Source organism: Actinotalea fermentans, from assembly GCF_007991475.1.
Taxonomy (GTDB): domain Bacteria; phylum Actinomycetota; class Actinomycetes; order Actinomycetales; family Cellulomonadaceae; genus Actinotalea; species Actinotalea fermentans.
In genome coordinates this window covers 1,362,760-1,384,045 of sequence record NZ_BJYK01000001.1, presented here as the reverse complement: position 1 = coordinate 1,384,045, position 21,286 = coordinate 1,362,760, and the positions used below count along the sequence as shown (strand labels likewise).

Annotated in this window: 15 protein-coding genes; 9 read left to right on the top strand and 6 right to left on the bottom strand. The window is 76.6% G+C overall.

Translation table 11 applies throughout. The annotated features are described in order from the left end of the window. Window positions 1–1,151, top strand: a 1,151-nt coding sequence (locus AFE02nite_RS06410) for a matrixin family metalloprotease (RefSeq protein WP_186814471.1), incomplete at its 5' end; no start/stop codon positions are given. A 7-nt stretch (window positions 1,152–1,158) separates the two neighbouring features. On the opposite strand, the gene AFE02nite_RS06405 is transcribed toward AFE02nite_RS06410, so the two are convergent. The 3 genes from AFE02nite_RS06405 to AFE02nite_RS06395 form a co-directional block, all read right to left on the bottom strand. Then, entirely contained in the window at window positions 1,159–3,321 is a 2,163-nt protein-coding gene (locus tag AFE02nite_RS06405) for a putative bifunctional diguanylate cyclase/phosphodiesterase (RefSeq protein ID WP_052114006.1), read from the bottom strand. An 89-nt stretch (window positions 3,322–3,410) separates the two neighbouring features. Then, window positions 3,411–3,713, bottom strand: a complete 303-nt coding sequence (locus AFE02nite_RS06400; RefSeq protein WP_034248577.1) for a DUF1905 domain-containing protein — start codon at window positions 3,711–3,713, stop codon at window positions 3,411–3,413. 4 nt (window positions 3,714–3,717) lie between these two features. Further along, window positions 3,718–4,974, bottom strand: coding sequence for an MFS transporter (locus AFE02nite_RS06395; protein WP_034248575.1), 1,257 nt, complete (start codon window positions 4,972–4,974; stop codon window positions 3,718–3,720). A 92-nt stretch (window positions 4,975–5,066) separates the two neighbouring features. On the opposite strand from AFE02nite_RS06395, the gene AFE02nite_RS06390 reads away from it, so the two are divergent. The 8 genes from AFE02nite_RS06390 to AFE02nite_RS17600 all read left to right on the top strand — a co-directional run bounded on the left by AFE02nite_RS06390 (window position 5,067) and on the right by AFE02nite_RS17600 (window position 17,812). Beyond that, a complete protein-coding gene (locus tag AFE02nite_RS06390) occupies window positions 5,067–7,331 on the top strand; it encodes a putative bifunctional diguanylate cyclase/phosphodiesterase (RefSeq protein WP_146819222.1) in 2,265 nt (754 codons plus the stop codon). Between the two features lie 43 nt (window positions 7,332–7,374). Further along, window positions 7,375–9,051: a GAF domain-containing sensor histidine kinase gene (locus AFE02nite_RS06385; RefSeq protein WP_146819221.1), complete on the top strand. Its 1,677-nt coding sequence runs from the start codon at window positions 7,375–7,377 to the stop codon at window positions 9,049–9,051. Window positions 9,052–9,132: 81 nt separating this feature from the next. Further along, entirely contained in the window at window positions 9,133–10,068 is a 936-nt protein-coding gene (locus tag AFE02nite_RS06380; RefSeq protein ID WP_034249557.1) for an ABC transporter ATP-binding protein, read from the top strand. A gap of 26 nt (window positions 10,069–10,094) precedes the next feature. Continuing rightward, complete coding sequence (locus AFE02nite_RS06375; RefSeq protein ID WP_034249555.1) at window positions 10,095–10,763, top strand: ABC transporter ATP-binding protein; 669 nt, start codon at window positions 10,095–10,097, stop codon at window positions 10,761–10,763. Continuing rightward, the gene (locus AFE02nite_RS17330) at window positions 10,760–14,035 is read left to right on the top strand and encodes a hypothetical protein (protein ID WP_186814470.1); all 3,276 of its coding nucleotides are present in this window, start codon (window positions 10,760–10,762) and stop codon (window positions 14,033–14,035) included. The genes AFE02nite_RS06375 and AFE02nite_RS17330 overlap by 4 nt, the downstream gene beginning before the upstream one ends. Next, window positions 14,032–16,785, top strand: a complete 2,754-nt coding sequence (locus tag AFE02nite_RS06365) for an ABC transporter permease (RefSeq protein WP_146819220.1) — start codon at window positions 14,032–14,034, stop codon at window positions 16,783–16,785. Before AFE02nite_RS17330 ends, AFE02nite_RS06365 begins: the two co-directional genes overlap by 4 nt. Before the next feature lie 41 nt (window positions 16,786–16,826). Next, the gene (locus AFE02nite_RS17710; protein WP_034246649.1) at window positions 16,827–17,309 is read left to right on the top strand and encodes an SRPBCC family protein; all 483 of its coding nucleotides are present in this window, start codon (window positions 16,827–16,829) and stop codon (window positions 17,307–17,309) included. Beyond that, window positions 17,246–17,812, top strand: coding sequence for a MerR family transcriptional regulator (locus AFE02nite_RS17600; protein ID WP_261765510.1), 567 nt, complete (start codon window positions 17,246–17,248; stop codon window positions 17,810–17,812). The genes AFE02nite_RS17710 and AFE02nite_RS17600 overlap by 64 nt, the downstream gene beginning before the upstream one ends. On the opposite strand, the gene rlmC is transcribed toward AFE02nite_RS17600, so the two are convergent. From rlmC to AFE02nite_RS06345, 3 genes are read right to left on the bottom strand one after another with little or no spacing between them, the layout of a single operon-like run. Further along, window positions 17,809–18,927: a 23S rRNA (uracil(747)-C(5))-methyltransferase RlmC gene (gene rlmC, locus AFE02nite_RS06355; protein WP_034246651.1), complete on the bottom strand. Its 1,119-nt coding sequence runs from the start codon at window positions 18,925–18,927 to the stop codon at window positions 17,809–17,811. The two genes, AFE02nite_RS17600 and rlmC, sit on opposite strands and share 4 nt — an antisense overlap. A 34-nt stretch (window positions 18,928–18,961) precedes the next feature. Continuing rightward, window positions 18,962–20,122, bottom strand: a complete 1,161-nt coding sequence (locus tag AFE02nite_RS06350) for an ABC transporter permease (RefSeq protein ID WP_034246652.1) — start codon at window positions 20,120–20,122, stop codon at window positions 18,962–18,964. Then, window positions 20,119–21,285 carry an ABC transporter permease gene (locus AFE02nite_RS06345; RefSeq protein WP_261765491.1) on the bottom strand — a complete coding sequence of 389 codons (1,167 nt, stop codon included), beginning with the start codon at window positions 21,283–21,285 and terminating at the stop codon, window positions 20,119–20,121. Before AFE02nite_RS06345 ends, AFE02nite_RS06350 begins: the two co-directional genes overlap by 4 nt. Window position 21,286: the final 1 nt, after the last annotated feature.

Here is a 21,286-nt window from a genome sequence, read left to right as displayed (position 1 = left end):
CCCCGCCCCTCCCGCCCCTCCCGCCGGTCCCCCCGTACCCCGCCGCGTGGCCCGGGCAGCCCCAGGCGGCCTCGCCCTACCCGCCCCAGAGCCCTTCGCCCTACCAGCCGTACGGCACGCCGCCGGCCCCGCAGTACCCGCCGGCCCTGCCGTACGCGCAGTACCCGCCGGCCCCGCAGTACCCGCAGTACCCGCAGTACGCCCAGTACCCCCAGTACCCCCAGCCCACCCCGTACCAGTCGTACGGCCCGACGACGGGCGTCGTGCCGCCGTACGCCGACCGGCCGCGGCGGCGCGGGAACGGGCTGGTCATCCTCGCGACCATCGTCGTCTGGGCGCTGGTCATGGTGGGGATCGTCGTCGGGGTGGACGCGCTGGCCGGGGCCGACCGTCCCACCGCCGCCGGAGACGACCCGTCGGAGCTGGTGCGCATCGCCGACGCCGGCGAGCTCCCGAAGCCCGTCGCCACGGCCCGCCGGATGCCGTCGCCGGGCTTCGAGGAGTCCGCGGCCCGCCTGTCCACGGCGGTGCCGCCGAGCGTCCCGTCCGACGAGTACGCCTTCCTGGACACGTACGGCGACGACGACGCCCCGGTCGGCTGGTCGCCGTGCCGGCCGGTCCACGTCACCGTGAACCTCGACGGCGCGCCGGTCGGGTTCCTCGACGTGCTCCTCGACGCCTTCGGCGAGCTGAGCCGCGCGACCGGTCTCGTGTTCGTCTACGACGGCCCGACGACGGAGCGTCCCGACCTCTCACGGTCGTCCTTCCTGCCCGAACGCTACGGCGACCGGTGGGCGCCCGTGCTCGTGGCGTGGGCGGACGAGGAGGACCTGCCGGACTTCGAGGGCGACGTCGTCGGCCTGGCGCTCAGCGAGAGCCGCTCGGACCGGACGACGGGCGCCGTCGTGCGGGTGAGCGGCGAGGTGTACCTCGACACCGAGCTGCGCGAGTACCCCGACGACCCGACGGGGCAGGAGGCATGGGTCTCCGTGCTGCACCACGAGCTGGGCCACCTCGTCGGCCTGGACCACGTGGACGAGTCCGACCAGCTCATGTACCCCGAGGACTCCGGCCGCCTGCGCTCCTACCAGGAGGGTGACCTGGTGGGTCTGCACGAGCTCGGCCAGGTCGCCTGCGCCCCTGGCGTCTAGCCCGCCCTCAGCCCCGCGTCGGGCGGGCGACGCCCTGCCGCTCGCCCGAGGCGCCGCGCCTGCGCGGGGCGCGGGGTCGGGGGACGAGCGGGTGCACCGTCGCGAGCCGGGCGTCGAAGCTCTCCTCGTCCGCCGGGCGGCCGAAGTGGAACCCCTGGCCATGACTGCAGCCGAGCTCGACCAGCCGCTGGCGCTGGCCCTCGTCCTCGATGCCCTCGGCGACGACGTCGAGCGCGTACGCCCGGCCCAGCTCGACGATCGTGCGGACGAGCTGGTCGCCGTCGTCGTGGCCGGCGTCGCCGCCCGACACGAACGACCTGTCGATCTTGAGGATGTCCACGGGGAAGCGGCGGAGGTAGCCCAGGGCGCTGTACCCGGTGCCGAAGTCGTCGAGCGCGACGGCCACCCCCAGCGCCTTCAGCGCCCGCAGGCTGTCGAGGGTCTGCTCGTCGTCCTCGAGCAGCACCGACTCGGTGATCTCGAGGATGAGCGCCGCGCCCGGCAGCCCGCTCGCGTCGAGCGCGCGCCGGACGTCCTCGGGGAAGGCGGGGTCGCGCAGCTGGTGCGCGGAGACGTTGACGTTCATCGTCAGGGTGGGGTCCACGAGGCGCCAGCGGGCGATCTGCCGGCACGCGGTCTGCAGCACCCAGCGGCCGATCGGCACGATGGCGCCGGTGACCTCGGCGATCGGGATGAAGTCGGACGGCGGGACGACGCCCCGGTCCGGGTGCCGCCACCGCAGCAGCGCCTCGACGCCCGTCGAACGGCCCGTGTCGAGCTCCACGATCGGCTGGTAGTGCAGCACCAGCTCGTGGCGGTCCAGCGCGGTCTGCAGGTGCGCCTGCATCTCGAGGCGCTCGAGCAGCGCCGCGCGCATCTGCCCGTCGTAGGTGACGACGGCGCCGCTGCCGGCCGCGCGCGCCCGGTACCGGGCGACGTCGGCGTTGCTCAGCAGCTCGTCGGCGGTCCCGCTGCGGCAGTCCACCGCGTGCGCGACGCCGACGGCGACCCCGACGTGCACGAGCGTGCCCTGCACGGTGAAGGGCCGTTCGATGGTGGCGATGACGCGCCGCGCGACGGCCTCGGGCGGGGTGGTGCCGGGGCCGGGCAGGAGCACGGCGAACTCGGCGCCGCCGAACCGCGCGATCGTCGCGTCCGCCGCGACGATCGACAGGAGCCGCTCGGTGACCTGCTGCAGGAGCTCGTCGCCCGCGGCCCGGCCGAGGATGTCGTTCACGGCGCCGAACCGGTCCAGGTGGAGCAGGAGCAGCGACGGGCCCACCGCCGGGGTCGCGTCGCGCAGGACGTGCCGGAGGCGGTCGACCAGGAGCTGGCGCGTCGGCAGGCCGGTCAGCCCGTCCCAGAAGGCCTCCTGCATCGCCTCGAAGGTCCGGGCCTCCGTCAGCGCCAGGCTCGCGTGCTCGGCGAAGGTCTGGAGCAGCTCGCGCTCGAGCGGGCCCGCGGCGGCGCCGTCGGGGGCCGTCGTCCGCAGCTCGCCGGCCGCGAGGCCGTGGATGTGCACGGGCACGGCCACGGTCGGGGAGTCCGCGAGCGGCGCACCGGCCACGAGCGGGCGCTCGCCGTCGTCGTCGAGCACCAGGGTGACGGGCCAGCCGTGCAGCACCGTGCTGGCCCCGTCGGTGATCGCGGCGAGGATCGTGGCCAGCGGTGACCGGTGGGAGATCGCGCGCTGGATGTCGAGCAGCACGGTGAGCAGCCGCTCCTGGTTCGCCTGACGCTCCAGCGCCCCGATCATGTCCAGCGCGAGGCCGAGGCCGCTCGCCATCGCGAGCAGGAGCTGGCCGTCCGCCGCGGTGAAGGGCGAGCCCGTCCGGGCGACCCACAGCCGCCCTGAGGTGCCGGCGTTCCACGAGGCGCCGAGCCGGTGGCACACGCCGACGCCGTCGACCTCGAGCGGGTCGTCGCCCGGGGTCGACGCCACGAGCTCCGCGACCGGCGCCGCCAGGTGGCCGAACCCGACGACGGACGTGGTGGAGCGACCGACCGTCGCCGCACCCGCCTCGGCGCCCAGCCCCGCGGCGGCGAGCTCGGCCGCCGTCTGCACGGCCGAGGCCATGTCGGTGCGGCGGCTCACGGCCGCGAGGAAGCGCACAAGGTGGTCCGGCGGGATCGGGTCCTCGCTGGTCTGCCCCCTCGGCCCGTCGTCCACGTCACTCCATCGGTCGCTCCGGGCGCGGGGTGAGTGCTCACCCCCGACGAGAGCGGGTGAAAGTGTCCGGTTCGCCGGGCTGGCCCGGCTCAGGCGTCGACGAGGCGGATGTGCACGTGTGCGGTGTCGCCCGCCTCGAGACCCTCCGCGCGCCGGACCGCCCGCTTGATCGGCAGCACGTAGGTGCGCAGGCCCTTGGAGGGGAAGACGGACGTGCGCCACGTCGTCCCGCCCACCGTCACGTCGACGCGCAGCGAGCCGAAGCCGCGTGCCACCGGCTCGCCGATCTCCAGCACCTCGTCGGCCACGTCGGCCGGCAGGCTGACGAACGTCCACGCGTCCGCCTGCCGCGCGTCCCACAGCCACAGCGGCGCCTCGAACTCCCAGGTCACGTGGTCATGCTTCCATCGCCGTCCGACGCGCGGCGAGGTCCGCGGGGTGCCGCTCGCGCCGGCTGAGGAGCAGGAACGGCACCGCGAGCAGCTGCACCGCGGCCCCGACGACGTACGACGGCCCGTAGCCGCGCAGGTCGGCGACGCGACCGAGCGCCGGCTGGATGCCGATGCCGCCGAGGTTCGCCATGAGCGAGTCGAACGAGAGGACCGTGGCGCGCTGGTCGCTCGGGATGAGGTCGTTGAGGTAGGCGCGGCGGACGGGCATGGCGGCCGCCTCCACCAATCCCCACACCACGAGGAGCCCGAGGGCCAGGGCGAACGAGCTGGTGAACCCGAGCGCGGCGAGCGCGGCCGCCGAGCCGATCACCCCGAGGACGACGGCGGAGGTGCGGCGACGCACGAGTCCGCGCAGCCGCGGGGCCAGCAGGCCGCCGACGGTCTGCGCGCCCGCCAGGATCGCGGCCGCGAGACCGGCGACGGTGTAGGCGCCCTCGTCGCCGTACAGGTCCAGGAGGAACGGCTGCATCGCGTAGAAGGCGTAGATCCCGACGCCGGACGCGAACGGCGCGGCGAGCATGAGCCAGCGCACGGGGGCCGCCCCCAGCCCGTGCCGCAGCGACGCGGCCAGGATGCCCCGCACGGCGCGCGCGGGCGGGACGCTCCGGTCGGGGTGGAACCCGCGGTCGTGCATCCGGGCGGCCGCGACCAGACCCATGAGCAGCAGGGCGGAGACGCGCACGACGAACGGGACACCCAGCGAGGTCGCCTGGGCGAGCAGCCCACCACCCACGGCGCCGACGAGCATCGCGACGCCGGAGACCACCTGGGCGCGGCCGAACACCGCCTCGAGCGTGCCGGTGTACCCGGCGTCGACGAGCGCGTCGACGAGCCATGCCTCGGTCGCGCCGGAGAAGAACGTGTAGCCCAGCCCGATGACCACCGACACGAGGGCCCACAGCCAGAAGGGTCCGTGGGCGGCCCACAGCAGGTAGTAGGCGAACGTGCTCGCCGCGAGGACGACCGTGCCGAGCAGGAACGAGGTGCGCCGGCCCCGCGCATCGGCGACGACGCCCGTCGGGATCTCGAAGAGCACCATGCCCGCCGTGAAGAAGGCGTTCGCCGCGAAGGCCTCGAGGTTGCTCAACCCGGCATCCAGCAGGAAGAGCGTGTTGATGCCCCAGATCAGCGACGTCGCCAGCGTGTTGCCCGAGACGAGCACGAGGTAGGTGCGGACGACCGAGCGCGCCCCTGGCGTCATCGGGCGAGTGTGGCACGCCGCGCCGACAGCCGACTCCGCCCGCGGCGACCGCTCACGCGCGCCCGCGGGCGGCCGATCTGGCTGGTGTGCGGGTGACCTGGCGCCGCCTCGTCGCCGCGGGTGGCGGCGCGGCCGCAGCCGCGGCGCTGCTCCCGCCCGGCCCGGTGGCCCAGCTGCTGACGTCGGCGGTGGGTGGGGCCGCCGTCGCGGCGATCCTCCTCGGGCTGCGCAGGTACCGGCCGTCGCGGCCGTGGCCGTGGCGGCTCCTCGGCGTGGCCCTCGCGGCGTGGGTGCTGGGCGACCTCGTGTACTTCGGCTGGGGGGCGGAGGACGGTCCGCAGCTCTCCCCGCTCACGGTGGGCCTGTACGTGCTCGCCTACGGCGCCGTGCTCGGCGGGCTCGTCCTCCTGGTGTCCAGCCGCGGCCCGGTGCGCCGGCTCGAGGGCCGGCTCGACGCGGGGATCGTCGCGGCGAACCTCCTCGCCGTGGCCTGGGTCGCGGTGATCGCGCCCGGCGTCGCGGCCGCCGACGGCGGCTCGGCGGCCGTCGTGGCGGTGCTCTACCCGCTCGCCGACGTCGTGCTCATGGGGAGCGCGGCACGGCTGGGTGCCGTGACCAGGGCGAGCGCGGGTGCGCGGCTGCTCCTGGGCTCCGTGGTGCTGATGGCGGCCGCGGACGTCGGGCTGCAGGTGGTCCGCGCGGGCGACGGGGTGATGCCGCGCGCGCTCCAGCTCGGCTGGGTGCTCGGCTACGTCCTGCTGGGCGCGGCGGCGCTGCACCCGAGCATGCGGGAGCTGTCGGACGTGGACCTGACGCCCGACGACGTGCCGTCCCGCCGCCACATGGGCGTGCTGCTGGCGGCCGCGATGGCGCTGCCCGGCACGGCGGTCGTCCAGGTCGCGCAGGGGGAGCCACCGTGGGCGGCGATCGTGCTCGCGCCCGTCGTGGTGGCGCTCGTCGGGGCCCGCGTGATCCTGCTCGTCGGGCGACTGGCGCGGCAGGCGGCCGAGCTCGCCGAGCTGGTCGACACGGACCACGGCACCGGGCTGCCGAACGCCCGCCGGTTCGGCCTGGACCTCGACGCCCTGCTGGCCACGTCCGGCTCCGCGGGAGTGCTGGTCGTCGGGATCGACCACCTCGCCGAGATGACCGAGCTCGTCGGGCGTGCGAAGCGCGAGGAGGTCCTGCGCGCGACCGGCGCCCGCCTGCGCGCGGCCCTGGGCCCGACGGCGGTCCTGGCGCGGATCACCGAGTCGACGTTCGCGGTCATCGACCAGGCCGCGGCCGCGCCCGCGCCGGCCCTCGTCCTGGCGGAGCAGCTCCGGACGATCGCCGAGCGCCCGCACGCGCTCGCCGACGGACCGCTGGCCCTGGAGGTCGCGGTCGGCGTCGTGCTGGTGCCGCGCGACGCGGGCACCGCGGCCGCCGCGCTGCGCCGCGCGGAGTCCGCCCTCGACGAGGCCAGGGAGCGGCCCGAGCACCTGGCGATCTTCACCCCGGAGATGGCCGAGCGGCTGCCGTCCGCGGCGGCCCTGCGTGAGGTCCGCGTCGCCCTGGACCAGGGCGAGATCGTGCTCCACTTCCAGCCGCAGCTGCACCTGGCCACCGGCCGGGTCGTGGGCGTGGAGGCGCTGGCCCGGTGGCAGCACCCCACGCGCGGCCTGGTGCCGCCGGCCGAGTTCCTCCCCCTGGTGGAGCGCGGGGACCTCGTGGACCGGTTCACGGCGCGCGTCCTCGACCTGGCCCTGGACCAGTGCGCCCGGTGGCGGGACGCGGGGCGTCCGCTGCCGGTGGCGGTGAACCTGTCCGCGCGCAACCTGCTCGACCCGCGGCTCCCCGCGGCGGTCGAGCTCGGCCTGGCCACCCGGAGCCTCCAGCCGGCCTGGCTGGAGCTCGAGCTCACCGAGACGAGCGCGATGGCGGACCCGGAACGCTCGCGCCACGTCCTGGACGACCTGACGGATCTGGGTGTCGCGCTCGCGATCGACGACTACGGCACGGGCTACGGCTCGCTGACCTACCTGCGTCAGCTGTCGGTCCGGCGGCTGAAGATCGACCGCAGCTTCGTCGCCGGCCTCGCGTCCGACGCCGCGAGCCGGTCGATCGTGGTCTCGACCCTCGACCTCGCCCGCGACCTGGGGCTCGACGTCGTGGCGGAGGGCGTCGAGGACGACGACACCCTGCTGCGGCTGCGCGACCTCGGCTGCCCGCACGCGCAGGGCTTCGGCATCGGCCGGCCGGTTCCGGCGGGCGACGTGCTGGACCTCGTCGCGCGGATCGAGGAGCGCATGCCCGCCCTGCTGATGCAGCCGGGCCCGGTCGCGCGCGCGCTCGACCTCATGCCCCCCAACGCGTAGCCGCACGCCCAGGCCGGGACTTTGGTCCTAGAATCAGGGCGACATGGCACGCGAACGAACGCCCGTGCGCGACCGGCACGGGGCCGAGGCGACGACCGACCTGCTGCGGGCGGTCCTGGCGCTCGCGGCCGACCTCGACCTGCCGAGCCTGCTCGAGCGGTTCGTCCAGGCGAGCACGCAGATGACCGGGGCGCGCTACGGCGCGATCAACATCCTCGACGAGCGAGGTGCCTCCCGGACGTTCGTGCAGTCGGGCGTGCCCGACGCCGTCGTCGCCGCCCTGGCGCACCCACCGCACGCCATCGGGGTGCTCGGCCGCATCCCCGACGAGGGCGTGCTGCGCCTGGCGGACCTCACGCAGCACCCCGCCTTCCTCGGCTGGCCCGCGGGCCACCCGCCGATGGGGCCGTTCCTCGGGAGCGCCGTGCGCGTCATGGGGGAGACCTACGGCTACCTGTACCTGGCCGACAAGGACGGCGGCTTCGACACCGACGACGAGGCCGTGGTGACCGCGCTGGCCGCCGCCGCGGCCGTCGCCATCCAGAACGCCGAGCTCTACGCGATCGAGCGCCGGCGCGAGCGCTGGCTCACCGCCGGGCAGCAGATCACCACTCTCTTGCTCGAGGGTGCCGAGCCCGAGGACGTGCTGGCGGCCGTCGCGGCGAGCGCGCGCGAGATCGACGGCGCCGACACGGCCGTGCTCGTCCTGCCGGGCGTCGGCGGCGAGCTGGTCATGGAGATCGTGGACGGGCACGCCGCCGACGAGCTCCTCGGGCTGCCCATGCCCCCCGGCGCCCGCTCGATCGAGGTGTTCGCCTCGGGCGTCGGCGACGCGACGCCCTCGTCCGTGCAGGAGCGGCACCCGCTCGCCCCGATGCGGCAGTTCGGCCCCGCGATGTACGTGCCGCTGCGGTCCGGCCAGGAGAGCCTCGGGGTCCTCATCCTGCTGCGCCGCAAGGGCGCGCGCCCGTTCGGCCCCGCCGACCTCGCGCTGTCCGAGACCTTCGCCGCGCAGGCGGCCCTGGCCTTCGTGCTCGCCGAGGCCCGCGCGGGCCACGAGCGTGCCGGCCTGGCCGACGAGCGCGCCCGCATCGCGCGCGACCTGCACGACCTGGCCATCCAGCAGCTCTTCGGCGCCGGGCTGCAGCTCGAGCAGGCGCGCCAGGACCCCGGGGCGCGCGCCCTCGCGCCGCGCGTCGCCGAGCTCCTGGACGGCGCGCAGCGCGGCCTGGAGGCGTCGGTCCGCCAGATCCGTGCCACGCTGCGTGCGCTCGACGACGTCGGCGTGCCCCCGCTGGTCGACCGGCTGCGCCTGGAGGTGGCGGCCGCCGCGCCGCTCTTCCCGACGCCGCCGCGGCTCGTGGTCCGCCTCGACGGCCACGTCGTCGACGCCGCGCAGAGCGAGCAGGGCGACGTCGAGCGGATCGACGCCGCCTGCGCCGCACGCGCCGAGCACGTGCTCGCCGTCGCGCGCGAGGGGATCGCGAACGCGGCGCGGCACGCACGGGCGCGCGAGGTGGTCGTCCGCCTGGACGTGACGGGCGGCCGGGTGGTCGTGGAGGTCGAGGACGACGGCGTGGGGCTGCCCGCCGTGCGCGACCGCGCGTCGGGCACCCGCAACCTCGCCGCGCGGGCCGACCAGAGCGACGGCGACTTCAGCCTCGGGCCCGCGCCGTCCGGCCGCGGGACCCTGCTGCGGTGGGCTGCGCCGCTCGGATGACCCGGCCCGCACCCCGCCGCGCGCCTCTCCTCAGTCCGGTCCCGCAGGGCTAGCCTCACCTGAGGCCGGACGGAGGTGGCGATGTCGCAGAGCACGCTCGAGGGACTCCACGCGCGCTCCGTGCCGACCGCCGAGTTCGGCCACGACGCGCTGATCGTCTGCGACAACGTGGTGCGGATCTACCAGACGGGCCGCATCGAGGTGCAGGCGCTGCAGGGCCTCGACCTCCTCGTCGACGAGGGCGAGATGGTCGCCGTGGTGGGCGCGTCGGGATCGGGCAAGTCCACGCTGCTCGCGATCCTCTCGGGCATCGACGTCGCGACCGCGGGCCGCGTCCGCGTCGGGTCGTGGGACCTCATGACGATGACCGGCTCGCAGCGGGTCGCGTACCGGCGGTCCATGGTCGGCTTCGTCTGGCACCAGGCGGCCCGCAACCTGGTGCCGTTCCTCACGGGCGCCCAGAACGTCGCGCTCCCCATGAACCTCGCGGGCATGTCCCGGCGCCGTCGGCGGCGCCGCGTCGCCGACCTGCTCGAGCTCACGGGCGTGGGTCACTGCGCGGGCCGCCGGCCGCGCGAGATGTCGGGCGGGGAGCAGCAGCGCGTCGCCGTCGCCGTCGGGCTCGCGAACGCCCCGCGCGTCCTGCTCGCCGACGAGCCGACCGGCGAGCTCGACACGGCCACGTCGCAGCAGGTGTTCGACGCGCTGCGGCGGGCCAACCGCGAGCTCGGGGCGACCGTCGTCGTGGTGACGCACGACCCGGCGGTCAGCTCCCAGGTCATGCGCACCGTGGCCATCCGTGACGGGCGGACCAGCAGCGAGGTGCTCCGCCGCGCTGCCCCGGGCGGCGAGGTCGACGGCGTCATCGCCGAGGAGTACGCCGTCATGGACCGCGCCGGGCGCGTGCAGGTGCCGCGCGAGTACCGCGAGGCCCTGCAGCTGTCGCGGCGGGTGCGGCTCGCCCTGGAGGCCGAGCACGTGACCATCAGCCCCGACCGGCCGGCAGGGCACGAGTGAGCGGCGCCACGCCGCCCGGCGCCCCGATGGTGCGCGTGCGCGCGCTCGACAAGACCTACGGCGCCCGCGCGTCGGCCGTGCACGCGCTGCGCGGCGTCTCGTGCGAGGTGGGGGCGGGCGAGCTGGTCGCCCTGGTGGGTCGCTCGGGCTCGGGCAAGACCACCCTGCTGAACATGATCGGCGGGCTCGACCGGCCCGACGCCGGGACGGTGCACGTCGACGGCGTCGAGGTCACCGCGCTGGACGACGCCGGGCTGGTCCGGCTGCGGCGCGAGCGGGTCGCGTTCGTGTTCCAGACGTTCGGCCTGGTCCCCGTGCTGACCGCGGCGGAGAACGTCGGCGTGCCGCTGCGGCTGCGCGGCCTGCCCGTCGACGTCCGCGAGCGCCGCGTGCGCCTGCTCCTGGACCTCGTCGGGCTCGGCGCGCACGCGGAGCAGCGCCCCGACGAGCTGTCGGGCGGGCAGCAGCAGCGCGTCTCGATCGCGCGCGCGCTCGCGGCCTCGCCGCGGCTGCTCATCGCCGACGAGCCGACGGGCCAGCTGGACAGCGAGACGGGGCTGGCGGTGATGGCGCTCATCCGCGCCGTCGTCGACGCCGAGGGGATGACCGCGATCGTGTCGACGCACGACCCGGTGATGATCGCGCTCGCCGACCGCGTGCTGCGCATCACGGACGGCGAGGTCGTGGGCGGGTGAGCGGCGTCGTCCTGGTCGCGCGCCGCGCGCTCACCCAGGTCCCGCTCCTGGCCGCCGTGCTGGCGGTGCTCGTCGCCGGCTCGACGCTCGTCGGCCTGTGCACGCTGCTGCTCACCACCGCGCGGGACGACGCGCTCGTGGCGGCGCTGCGCGTCGCGCCCGCCGAGGACCTGCGGCTCACGGTGGCGATGCGCCTCACCCCGCACGAGGGCGAGCCGGTGCTCGGCACCGACCCCCGCGACCTGGACGGGCCGGTGGCCGTCGCGACCGCTGCCGCGTCCGAGATGCTCTCCCCGGTCGGGTCGTCGGTGAGCACGTGGCTGACGTCGCCGATGCTGCGGCTGCACGTCGCCGGCGCCGACGGGCCGGATGCCCAGGGCTACCTGCTGGCCGCGGACGACGTCGCCGAGCAGGCCCGGCTCGCCGACGGCCGCTGGCCCGCCGGGCGCACCGGTGACGCGTGGGAGACGGCCCTGCCCCAGGCGGCCGCGGAGGCGCTCGGCGTCGGCGTCGGCGACGTCGTCGGGCTGGGCGGCGCCGGGCTGAACGGTGCCGGGTGGGACGGCCTCGAGCTGGCCGACGTCGGCCCGCTCGTCGTCGTCGGGGTGTTCGCCCCGAGCGGCGCGGGGACCGGCGCCTGGGAGCGCGACGAGCTGGGCGGGGCGGGGTACGACGGGGCATGGTCCGCGCCCGGCGACGCCGCCCGCACCGCGCCGACCTCCGGCCCGTTCGTGGTCGACGCCGCCGCGCTCGGCAGCGCCGTCCCGGTCCACCGGGCCAGCATGTGGTTCACGCCGGACGTGTCCGGCGCCACCCCGCAGGCGCTGGCCCAGACCCGGGCGAACCTCGGGCACGTCGACCGCGAGCTCACCGCGCTGCTCGGCGGTGACGCCACGTCCGTCGCCGCCGCGTCGCGGCTCTCGCGCACGCTCGCCCGCGCCCAGGTCCAGCAGGACGTGACCGCCGCGGTCGTCCTCGTCGTCGCCGTCGTCGGGTTCGCGCTCGCGGTGGCGGCCCTCGGCCTGGCCGGCCGGCTGCTGCTGGTGCGCCGCTCGGGCCTCGCCGCGCTCCTGGTGGCGCGCGGCGCCCGCAAGGCCCAGCTCGTGGGGCACGCTGCACTCGAGGCGGTGGTCCTCGCCGTCGTCGGCGGGGCGGCCGCCGTGCCGCTCGCGGTGGTCGCCTACGGCCTGCTCGCCCGGACGCCCCGGATGGCGGGCGCCGGGCTCGACGGCGTCGCCGCGGCCGACGGCCGGCTCGTCGTCGCCTGCGCCGTGGCCGCGGCCTTCCTCGCCGTCGTCCTCGTGCTCGGGTGGATCCGCCGCGGCGACCAGGCGCGCCGGCGGACCACGCGGACCCGGCGCGGCGCCCTCCTGCGGTCGGGGCTGGACGTCGCCGGGCTCGCGCTCGCCAGCGCGGCGTACCTGCAGCTGCGCAGCCACCTGCTGACCGGCGACGGCGGCGGCGACCCGGTGCTGGTCGCGGCGCCGGTGGTGGCGCTCGTCGCCGGCGCCCTCGTGGCGCTGCGGGTGGTGCCCCTGGTCGAGCGGCTGGCCGAGCGGCACGCCGCCCGGTCCCGGCACCTCGTGCTGCCCCTGGCCGAGTGGCAGGTCGCCCGCCGCGCGCACTCGGCGGGCGTCGCGTTCCTGCTCCTGCTCGCGACGGCGGCGGGCACCTTCGGCACCGCCTTCTCGGCGACCTGGGACACCTCCCAGCGCGACCAGGTCGACGCCCGCGTGGGCGGCGACGTCACGGTCCTCGCCGCCGCCGACCGGCTCCCGGGCGGCGCCGAGGTGGCCGCCGCGTCCGGCGGCGACCCGACGCCGGTCAGCGTGCTCGAGATCGGGCTCGGTGCCGACATCGCCGGCCGCGGGCCGTCCGCGACCCTCGTCGCGTTCGACACGACGCGCGCGGGCGAGCTGCTCCGCGGCCGCCTGCCCGACGGGCAGACCTGGACCGCGCTGACCTCGCAGATGGCGCCCGAGCCGCTCGACGGCGTCCGGCTGGCCGACCTGGCCGACGGCGCCGTCGCGGTCACGGCGAGCTCCGACCGCGCGGACGTCGGCCTCGAGGTGATGCCGTCGCTCGTCCTCGAGGACGCCTGGGGTGGGCGGACGGTCCTGCGCGGTCAGCCGATCCCGCTCGACGGCGCCGAGCACCGGCTCGCCCCCGTGGTCGACGTGGCCGACGACGCCGTGGCCCTCGACGCCCTGAGCGTCGACGGGGACCTGACCCTCGTCGCCGTCGAGCTGGGCCTCGGGCTCGAGGGCTGGCCCGTGGGGGAGGACATCGCCGGCATGGCCGACGTCGCGCTCACCCTGCGCCTGCCCACCGACGACGCGCCCGGCGCCGCACCGTGGCTGGTCCGCATGACCGACCCGCGCTACCCGTGGTTCGAAGAGGGGTCGGCGCGGCTCGGCCGCGGGACCCTGGACGTCTCCGGTCGCATCAACCTCGCCGGCCTCTGGGGCGACCCCGCCGTCGTGGTCTCACCGTTCCCCTCCGGCGCGATCGCGCCGCTGGCCGTCACGCAGGACGTGGCGGACTCGCTCGGCCTGGAGATCGGGCAGAGCTTCTCCGTCGACGTCGGCACGGTGCGCCTGCTCGGTGAGGTCGCGCACGTCGTGCCCTACCTGCCGGCGGCGCGGTCCGGCTCGGCGATCCTGGTGGACGACGAGGCGCTCACCCGCGCGCTCCTCCTGGGCGGGGTCGTGGAGTCGCCGGCGGACCGGTGGTGGGTCGACGTCGACGACCCAGCCGCCGCTGCCGCGGGCCTCGCCGCGGCCGGCGCGGGCGTCCCGCAGACGCGCGACGAGGTCGCCGCGGCGCTCGACGGGCCGCTGCGCGTGGGCGTGCCCGTGGCCCTCCTCGTGCTGGTGCTCGCCGCCGTGGTCCTCGCGCTCATGGGGACAGGGCTGGACACGGCCGCCGCGCTCGAGGCGCGCGCCGTCGAGGTGGCCCGGCTCCAGGGCCTGGGCATCTCCCGGCGCGCGACGCTGGCCTCGCTGCTCGCCGAGCACGCGACCGTGACGGCGGTGGTCGTCCTCACCGGCGGCGTCGTGGGGGCCGTGGTCGCCCGGTTCGTCGGTCCGCTCCTCGCCGTGTCGGAGACCGGCGAGGCACCGGTCCCCGCCGCCCGCCTTGTCTGGCCGTGGACCCTCGAGGGCGGCCTGCTCGCCGCGCTGCTGCTGGGGTCGGCGGCCGTCGCGGCGCCGGCCGCGTGGGCCCTCGTCCGCCGGGCCGCGGCCTCCCACCTGCGGGTGGGTGACGCGTGACCGGCCGGCACTCCCCGCCCCGCCGGCGACCGTGGGCGCGCCTGCGGCCCGGCCTGGACCTCGCCAGCGTGCCCGGTCGTGCACGCGCCGACGCCTGGCCGCTCGCGCTGATGACGCTCGTCCTCGCCCTGGGCGTCGGCCTCGCGGCCCTGACCCCCCGCCTCGTGGCCCGCACGGAGCGCGACGCCGTCGAGACCGCCGTCGCCGCCGCGGGCGAGCGGGCGACGGTCGTGGTCTCGCACGGCCTCGACGAGCCGTGGGACGACAACGGTGGCCGGGACGACATCGTCGACCAGATCGTGCGGCTCGCCGACCTCCTGGACGACTCGGTGGCGCAGACGCTGCCCGGCATCGACCCCCAGGGCATGCGGGCGCTGCTGAGCCGCTCGCTGCCGCTGACCGACGTGACGGACCCGCGCGGCGAGACGACCGTGCGCTTCGCCCACGTATGGCGCGCGGGCGGCCCCGCGCTGACCTGGGTCGACGGGCGCGCCCCGGCGGCGGCACCGGAGCCCGAGCCCGGCGACGGCCCGCCCGTCCGCGTCGTGGAGGTCGGCCTCTCGGCGGAGGTCGCCGCCTTCCTCCAGGTGGGACCGGGCGACACGCTGCCGAGCCCGTGGGTGTCCGACGGGCCGAGCGAGCTGCGCGTCGCCGGGGTGTTCCGCGCCGACGACCCGACCGACCCCGTCTGGGCGGCGCTGCCCGCCCTGCTCGCGCCCGCGGCGCGCGGCGACGAGGTGGTGCTCAACACGGCGGTCGGGATGCTGAGCACCGACGACGCGTTCCCGGACCTGTTCGCCGCCCTGCCGCCGGGCTCGTTCACCGCGTCCTACACCTACCGCGCCGACCCGGTCGCCGTCGCCGACGCGGGCGCCGACGTCGTCGCGCGCGAGACCGGGGCGGCCGTCGCGAACCCGATGACCCTGTCCACGGCGATGTGGTCGGAGGTGCGCAGCGACCTGCCGGAGGTCCTCGGCGTCGTGCTCGACCAGGTCCGGGCCGCCCGCGTGCAGGGCGGCGTGCTCGTCGGTGCGGTCGGCGGCGGCGTCGTGCTCACGCTCGTGCTGGCCGCCGCCCTGCTGACCACCCGCCGGGCGCAGGTGCTCGCCCAGCACCGCGCGCGCGGTGGCTCGCTCGGCGCGGTGCTCGTCGAGCTCCTCGCGGAGGCGGTGCCCGTTGCCGCGGTGGGCACGGCGCTCGGGCTGGTGGTGGCAGGCGCCCTCGCCCCCGGTCCCGTCCCGTGGCTGACCGTCGGCCCGCTCGCCGGTGCGGCGCTCGTCGCGCCGCCCGCCCTGGGCGTCCGCTCCGCGGCCCTCGCCGTCGGCGGCCGTCGGCCCGCGGCGGGTCGGCGCCGCGCGGGGCGCGAGGCCGCGCGCGAGGGCGCCCGGGAGAAGGCCGTGCGGCGGCTGGTCCTCGAGGCGGCGGCGGTGCTCGCCGCTGCCGGGGCCGTCGCGACGGCGAACGCCCGCGACGTGGCGGCCGGCGGCCTCGCCCTGGTCGCGGCGCCGGTGCTCGTGGCGGTCGCCGCGGCGCTCGTGCTCGTCCGGGCAGTCCCGCTGCTCCTGGGCGTCGGCCTCGCGCTCGCGCGGCGCTCGCGGCACGCCGTGCCCGTGCTGGCCGCCGGGCGGGCACGCGCCGCCACCAGGCCGCTTGCCCTGATCGCCCTCACCGCCGTCGTCGCGCTCGCCGGCTTCGCCGCGGCCGTGGCCGCGACGATCGAGACCGGCCGCGAGCAGGCGTCCTGGGACGCCGTGGGCGCGGACGTGACGGCCGTGACGCGGCCCGACGACGCCGTCGCCGAGGCCGCGGCACGCCTCGCCGCCGCCCCGGGCGTCGACCTGGCCACCGCGCTGCACGTCGAGCAGCTCTCGTTCCGCTCGACGTGGGGGGCCGTGGACGCCCACGTCGTGGCCGTGGACGCGGACGACTTCGCCGAGCTCGCCCGGCTGACCCCCGTGGGCGGGCCGGACGCCGTCCGGCGGGCTGGGCTGCTGCGGGGCGCCGCCCCCGACGGCGTGCCCGCCCTGGTCTCGGCTGACCTGCTCGAGCACAGCGACGAGGGCCTCGGCATCTCCTGGTTCGGCTCGTGGGTGCCGGTCACCGCCGTCGGCCCGGCGCCCGCCGTGGACGGCCGTCGGTCCGGGCTGGTGGTCGTCGACCTCGCCACCTTCGACGAGGCGGTGGCCTCGGCGGTGCCGCCCAACGCGGTCTGGGCGGTCGGTCCGGGCGCGGAGGACGCCGTGCGCGCCGCTCCCGAGCTGCGCGACGCCGAGGTGACCTCCCGGGCCGCCTGGCTCGAGGCCCGCCGCTCCGACCCGCTCACCGGGACCGTCACCGCCGCGACGCTCGTCGGCGCCGGCCTGCTCGCCGTGCTCGGCGCGCTCGTGGTGGTGCTCTCCGCAGCGGGCGGCGCGACCGACCGTGGACGGACGCTCGCGACCCTGCGCGCCGTCGGGGTCACCGCGCGCCAGTCGTGGCGGATCGCGCTGGGCGAGCTCGCCCCGCCGGTGCTCGTCGCGTCGGCGTTCGGGGTCGCCGCCGGCATCGGGATCGCGCGCCTGCTGGGCGGCGCGCTCGACCTACGGCTGCTCACGGGCCAGGCGGCCGAACCCGTGGTCGTGGCCCCGTGGTGGGCGGTCGTCCCGGTGCCGCTGCTGGTGGTCGTGGCCGTCGTCGTGATCTCGGTGGAGGCGTCCACGCGGCGCCGCGAGCGCCTCGGCCAGGTGCTGCGGATCGGGACGGCCCGCTAGGAGTTGACCTGTCTACGGCTTCACAGCCGACCGTGGTCGCCATGACCACTCGCCCTGCCCAGACCCGGCCCGCCCAGACCCGCGCCTTCACCCACGAGCACGTCGTCACCGCTCCGCCGGACGCGCTCTTCCCCCTGCTCTGCCCCGTCCTGGAGTACGAATGGATCCCGACGTGGGACTGCCGGCTCGTGCACTCCGTGAGCGGCGTGGCCGAGCACGGCTGCGTCTTCACGACCGACTTCGGGACAGGGGAGGAGACGTGGGTCTGCACGACGTACCGCCCGCCGACGGCGATCGAGTACACCCGGTTCGCCCAGGGCGGGTGGGTCACGATGCTGTCGCTCGCCCTCGCCCCGACGGGCCAGGGGACCGCGCTGACGGTCCGGCAGACGTACACGGCGGTCGCCCCGGAGGCGGAGGCGGTGGTCGCGGCGATGGACGAGGCGGTGGAGCGGTCCGTCTGGGCCGACCTGAGCCGGCTGGCGAGCGTCTACCTGGCGACCGGCTCGATGGGGCCGGCCTGACCGTCGGCCGGCTGGCCGCCCGCTTCGGGCTGTCCCGCAGCACGCTGCTCTACTACGACCGGATCGGCGTGCTGCGGCCGTCGATCCGGTCGGCCGCGGGCTACCGGCTCTACGGCCCCGACGACGTCCGGCGGCTGGCCCAGATCTGCGAGTACCGCCGGGTCGGCCTGCCGCTGGCCGCCGTCCGTCGGCTGCTCGACGACGCCGACGACGTCGCCGCCGCGCTGGCCGTCCGCCTCGCCGCGCTCGACCGCGAGGCCCGCGAGCTGCAGCGTCAGCGCCGCGCGATCCTGGACTACCTGGACGACGCCGGCACCCCGCCTGCGGCCCGCTTCGTCGCGGTGCTCGAGGCGGTCGGCGTGGACGACGGGCAGCGCGACCGGTGGCACGCGGCGTTCGAGCGCGCCGACCCGGCCGAGCACCAGGAGCTGCTGGAGTTCCTCCGGCTGCCCGACGCGTCGATCGCGCAGATCCGCGCGCGGGCGCGGGCGACGGCGCCCTAGCGACGCTCGAGGAGCACCAGCGTCTCGGCGTGCGCGGTCTGCGGGAACATGTCGAGCACGCGGCCGCGCACGGGCGTCAGGGAGCTCATCCGGGCGAGGTCCCGTGCCAGGGACACCGCGTTGCAGCTCGAGTACACGACCGTGCGTACCGTGGAGGCCTCGAGCCAGTCCGCGAGGTCCCCGATGCCCCGCCGCGGCGGGTTCACGATCACCAGGTCCGGGGCCCGCCCCGTCTCGCGCGCGAACGCCGCGGCGTCGCCCGCGGCGAACCGGACCCCTCGCACGCCCGCGCGTCGGGCGCTCGCCGTGGCGCTCGCCACGGCCTCGCGGCTCGTCTCGATCCCGACGACGTCGCGCGTCCCGTCCGCGCAGGCCAGGGCGAACCCGCCGACGCCGCAGTAGAGGTCCCAGACGGTGGCGGGATCCGCCTCGTCGACCCACGTGCGGGCCTGCCGGTAGAGCTCGGCCGCCACGGCCGTGTTGGTCTGGAAGAAGCTCTGGGGGCGCAGCGCGAGCTCGAGGCCGGCCAGCCGCATGCCGAGCTCGCCCTGCTCCGTCAGCAGCTCCTCGCGGTCGCCCTCGAGCACGGCGGCCGGGAGCGGCTGGACGTTCAGCGAGGCGACGCGCACCGGCAGCGCCGCCAGCAGCCACGGCAGGTGCTTGCGCAGCCGCGCGAGCGGCTCGGTCGAGCGGCAGACGAAGCGCACCATCAGCTCGCCGTCGGGCGACTGCGTGACCAGCAGGTACTTGAGCTCACCGCGCCTCGCCCCGATGTCGTACGGCTCCAGGCGGGCCAGGCTGACGAACTCGGCGAGCACGGCCAGGGCGGCCCGCAGCCCGGGGGTGTGCAGCGGGCAGTCGCGCAGGTCCACCGTGTGACCCCGCTCGTCGAGCACGCCCACCCGGGGGTCCTCGACGGTCCCACCCACCACCATCTTCGCCTTGTTGCGGTACCCCTCCTCGGCACTGGCGACCGGGGGGAGCCACGTCAGCGCGCGGTGGTCGGCCAGCAGCCCGGCGACGTGCGCCTGCTTCGCCGCGAGCTGCTCGGGGTAGGGGCGCTCGATCCACGCGCACGACCGGCACATGCCGGCGTCGAAGGAGGAGCAGCGCACGAGGCAACCCTACGAGCCGTCCGGGGCGCGCCCGTCAGATCGCGCGGGCGAGGCTCCTGCGCAGCACCCAGGCGCCGACGAGCAGCAGCACCGCGGCGTAGCCGAGCAGCACCCCGAGCTCCGGCAGGATCTCGACCAGTCCGGCGCCGTGCCGCTGCACCTCGGCGAGGGCCTGGCCGGCCCACGCGTGCGGCGTCAGGTGCGCGACGGTCCGCAGGCTGTCGGGGAACAGCTCGATCGGGTACATGGCGCCGCCCAGCGCGCCGGCGACCAGGCCGACGCCGACGCCGACACCGCCCGCGGCGGCGTCGTTGTCGATGACCGAGCCGAGCACCATCGCGGCGCCCGCCGCGACCAGCCCGAAGACGACCACCACGAGGAAGGCCAGCGCGAGGTTGCCCCAGTCGACGCCGAACAGCAGCGTCGACGCGGCCATGATGTACACGCCCTGCGTCGTGGCGATCGCCAGCCGCCCGAGGGCCTGCCCGGCGACCGCCTGCCGGGTCGTGACCGGCGCGGCCAGGGTCCGTCGCGTCACGCCCAGGCGCCTGGACTGGATGAGGGTGGTGGACCCGGCCAGCGAGATCAGGAACACGAAGAGCAGCACCTGCGAGGCGGCGCCGTAGTCGAACTGGCCGAGCCCGGCGAACTCCTGGGCGATCTCCGAGACGTTGGTGATCTCCATCCGCGCCGGCCGCAGCGCGGTGTCCGCGGCCGCGAGGGCCTGCCGGGCGGACTCGGCGCTCAGCCCGGCATCCGTGAGCGCGGCCAGCTGCCCCCGCTCCAGCGCGAGCGCGTCGAGCGCGGACTGGACGCGTTGGGCGGTCGCCTGGGACTGCGCCCCGTTGCCCACGACGAGCGGCACCGCCACGTCGTCGCCGGCGTCGTACGCGGCCGCGGCCTCGTCGGTGACGACGACGCTCACGTCGGCGCGGCCGCGGGCGACGAGCTCGCGCGCGTCGTCCGCCGTGACGGTGGTGACTTGGGCGTCGTCGTCCGCCAGCTGCGCGGCCAGGTCGGCCGTCAGCGACGAGTCCGGGCCGGACAGGGCCACCCGGCCGCCGCCACCCCCGCCGAACTGGGCGCCGATGAACAGCACGAGCAGCAGGGGGAAGACGAAGACGAAGAAGATGTTCGAGCGGTCCGCCAGGAACCGCTTCAGCTCGACGGACGTGATCGCCAGGGCCGTCCTCATGCCGCCGCCCCCCGGTCCGGCACCAGCCGCGAGGCGAGCGTGGCGAGCACGGCGAAGCCCAGCATGATGGCGATCGGCTCTCCGAGGTCCGCGATGCCGCCGCCGCCGCGGGTGATGCCCAGTCCGTGCATGAAGGCGGCGATCGGGTTGAGGTCGAGGATCCGGCCCAGCAGCCCGCTCGCGACCATCGGGAAGAACGCGCCGGCCGACATGCCCAGGACCATGGCCAGGATCGACTGGGCGATCTGCGCCTGCTCGGCCGTCCGCGCGATCCGGGCGACGACGAACACGAGCGAGACCCCGGCCGCCACGACGCAGAGCACGAGGACGGCGACCGCCAGCGGTGACCCGAAGCTCACGTCGAAGAACAGGCTCCCGACCGTCAGCAGCACGCCCGTCGCGACGACGCCGAGGACGTACGCGGTGAGCGCCTTCGCGGCCACGATGAGGCCGGGCCGCATCGGCATCGAGCGCAGGCGGGCGAGCGTGCCCTGCTCGCGCTCCGTCAGCAGGCCGAGCACCCCGAACCCGACGGTGAACAGCAGGAACAGTCCCGCCTGCCCCGCGACGAGGCTGCCCGAGAAGCTCAGCTGCTCGGTCGAGGCCTCGCCCTCGGTGGTCGTGAACGCCGGTGCGGAGTGCACGGCCGCCTGCGCGACGGCGGCGGGGTCCACGGGCCCCGCGCTCGTCAGCACGCCGGCGGTCGCCGCGCGCGTGCCCGCGTTGACCCGGTCCAGGAAGGCCTGCACGACGGTCTCGACGACCTGCGCCTCGATCCCGGCGGTCTCGCCCTCGACGACGTCGACGACCGCGCCCTGGCCGGGCGCCAGCCCCTGGCTGAACCCCTCCTGCACGACGACGGCGAGCGCCGCGTCCCCGTCGCGCACCATCGCCCGCGCGGACTCCTCGTCGGTCTGCGTCGTCCGGACCTGCACGGCGTCGAGCCCGGCGAGCGTGTCCACCAGGGCGCCGGCCAGCTCGTCGCCCTCGGGCACGCTCACGGCGACGTCGATGGGCTCGAGCTCGATGCTCTCCATCGACCCGAACGTCAGGTTGAACACGTACATCAGGGCGAGCGGCACGAGCACCGCGAAGATGATCACCGACTTGTCGCGCACGTGCTGGCGCAGGTCGGACGCCGTCATGACGAGGAGCTGGCGCATG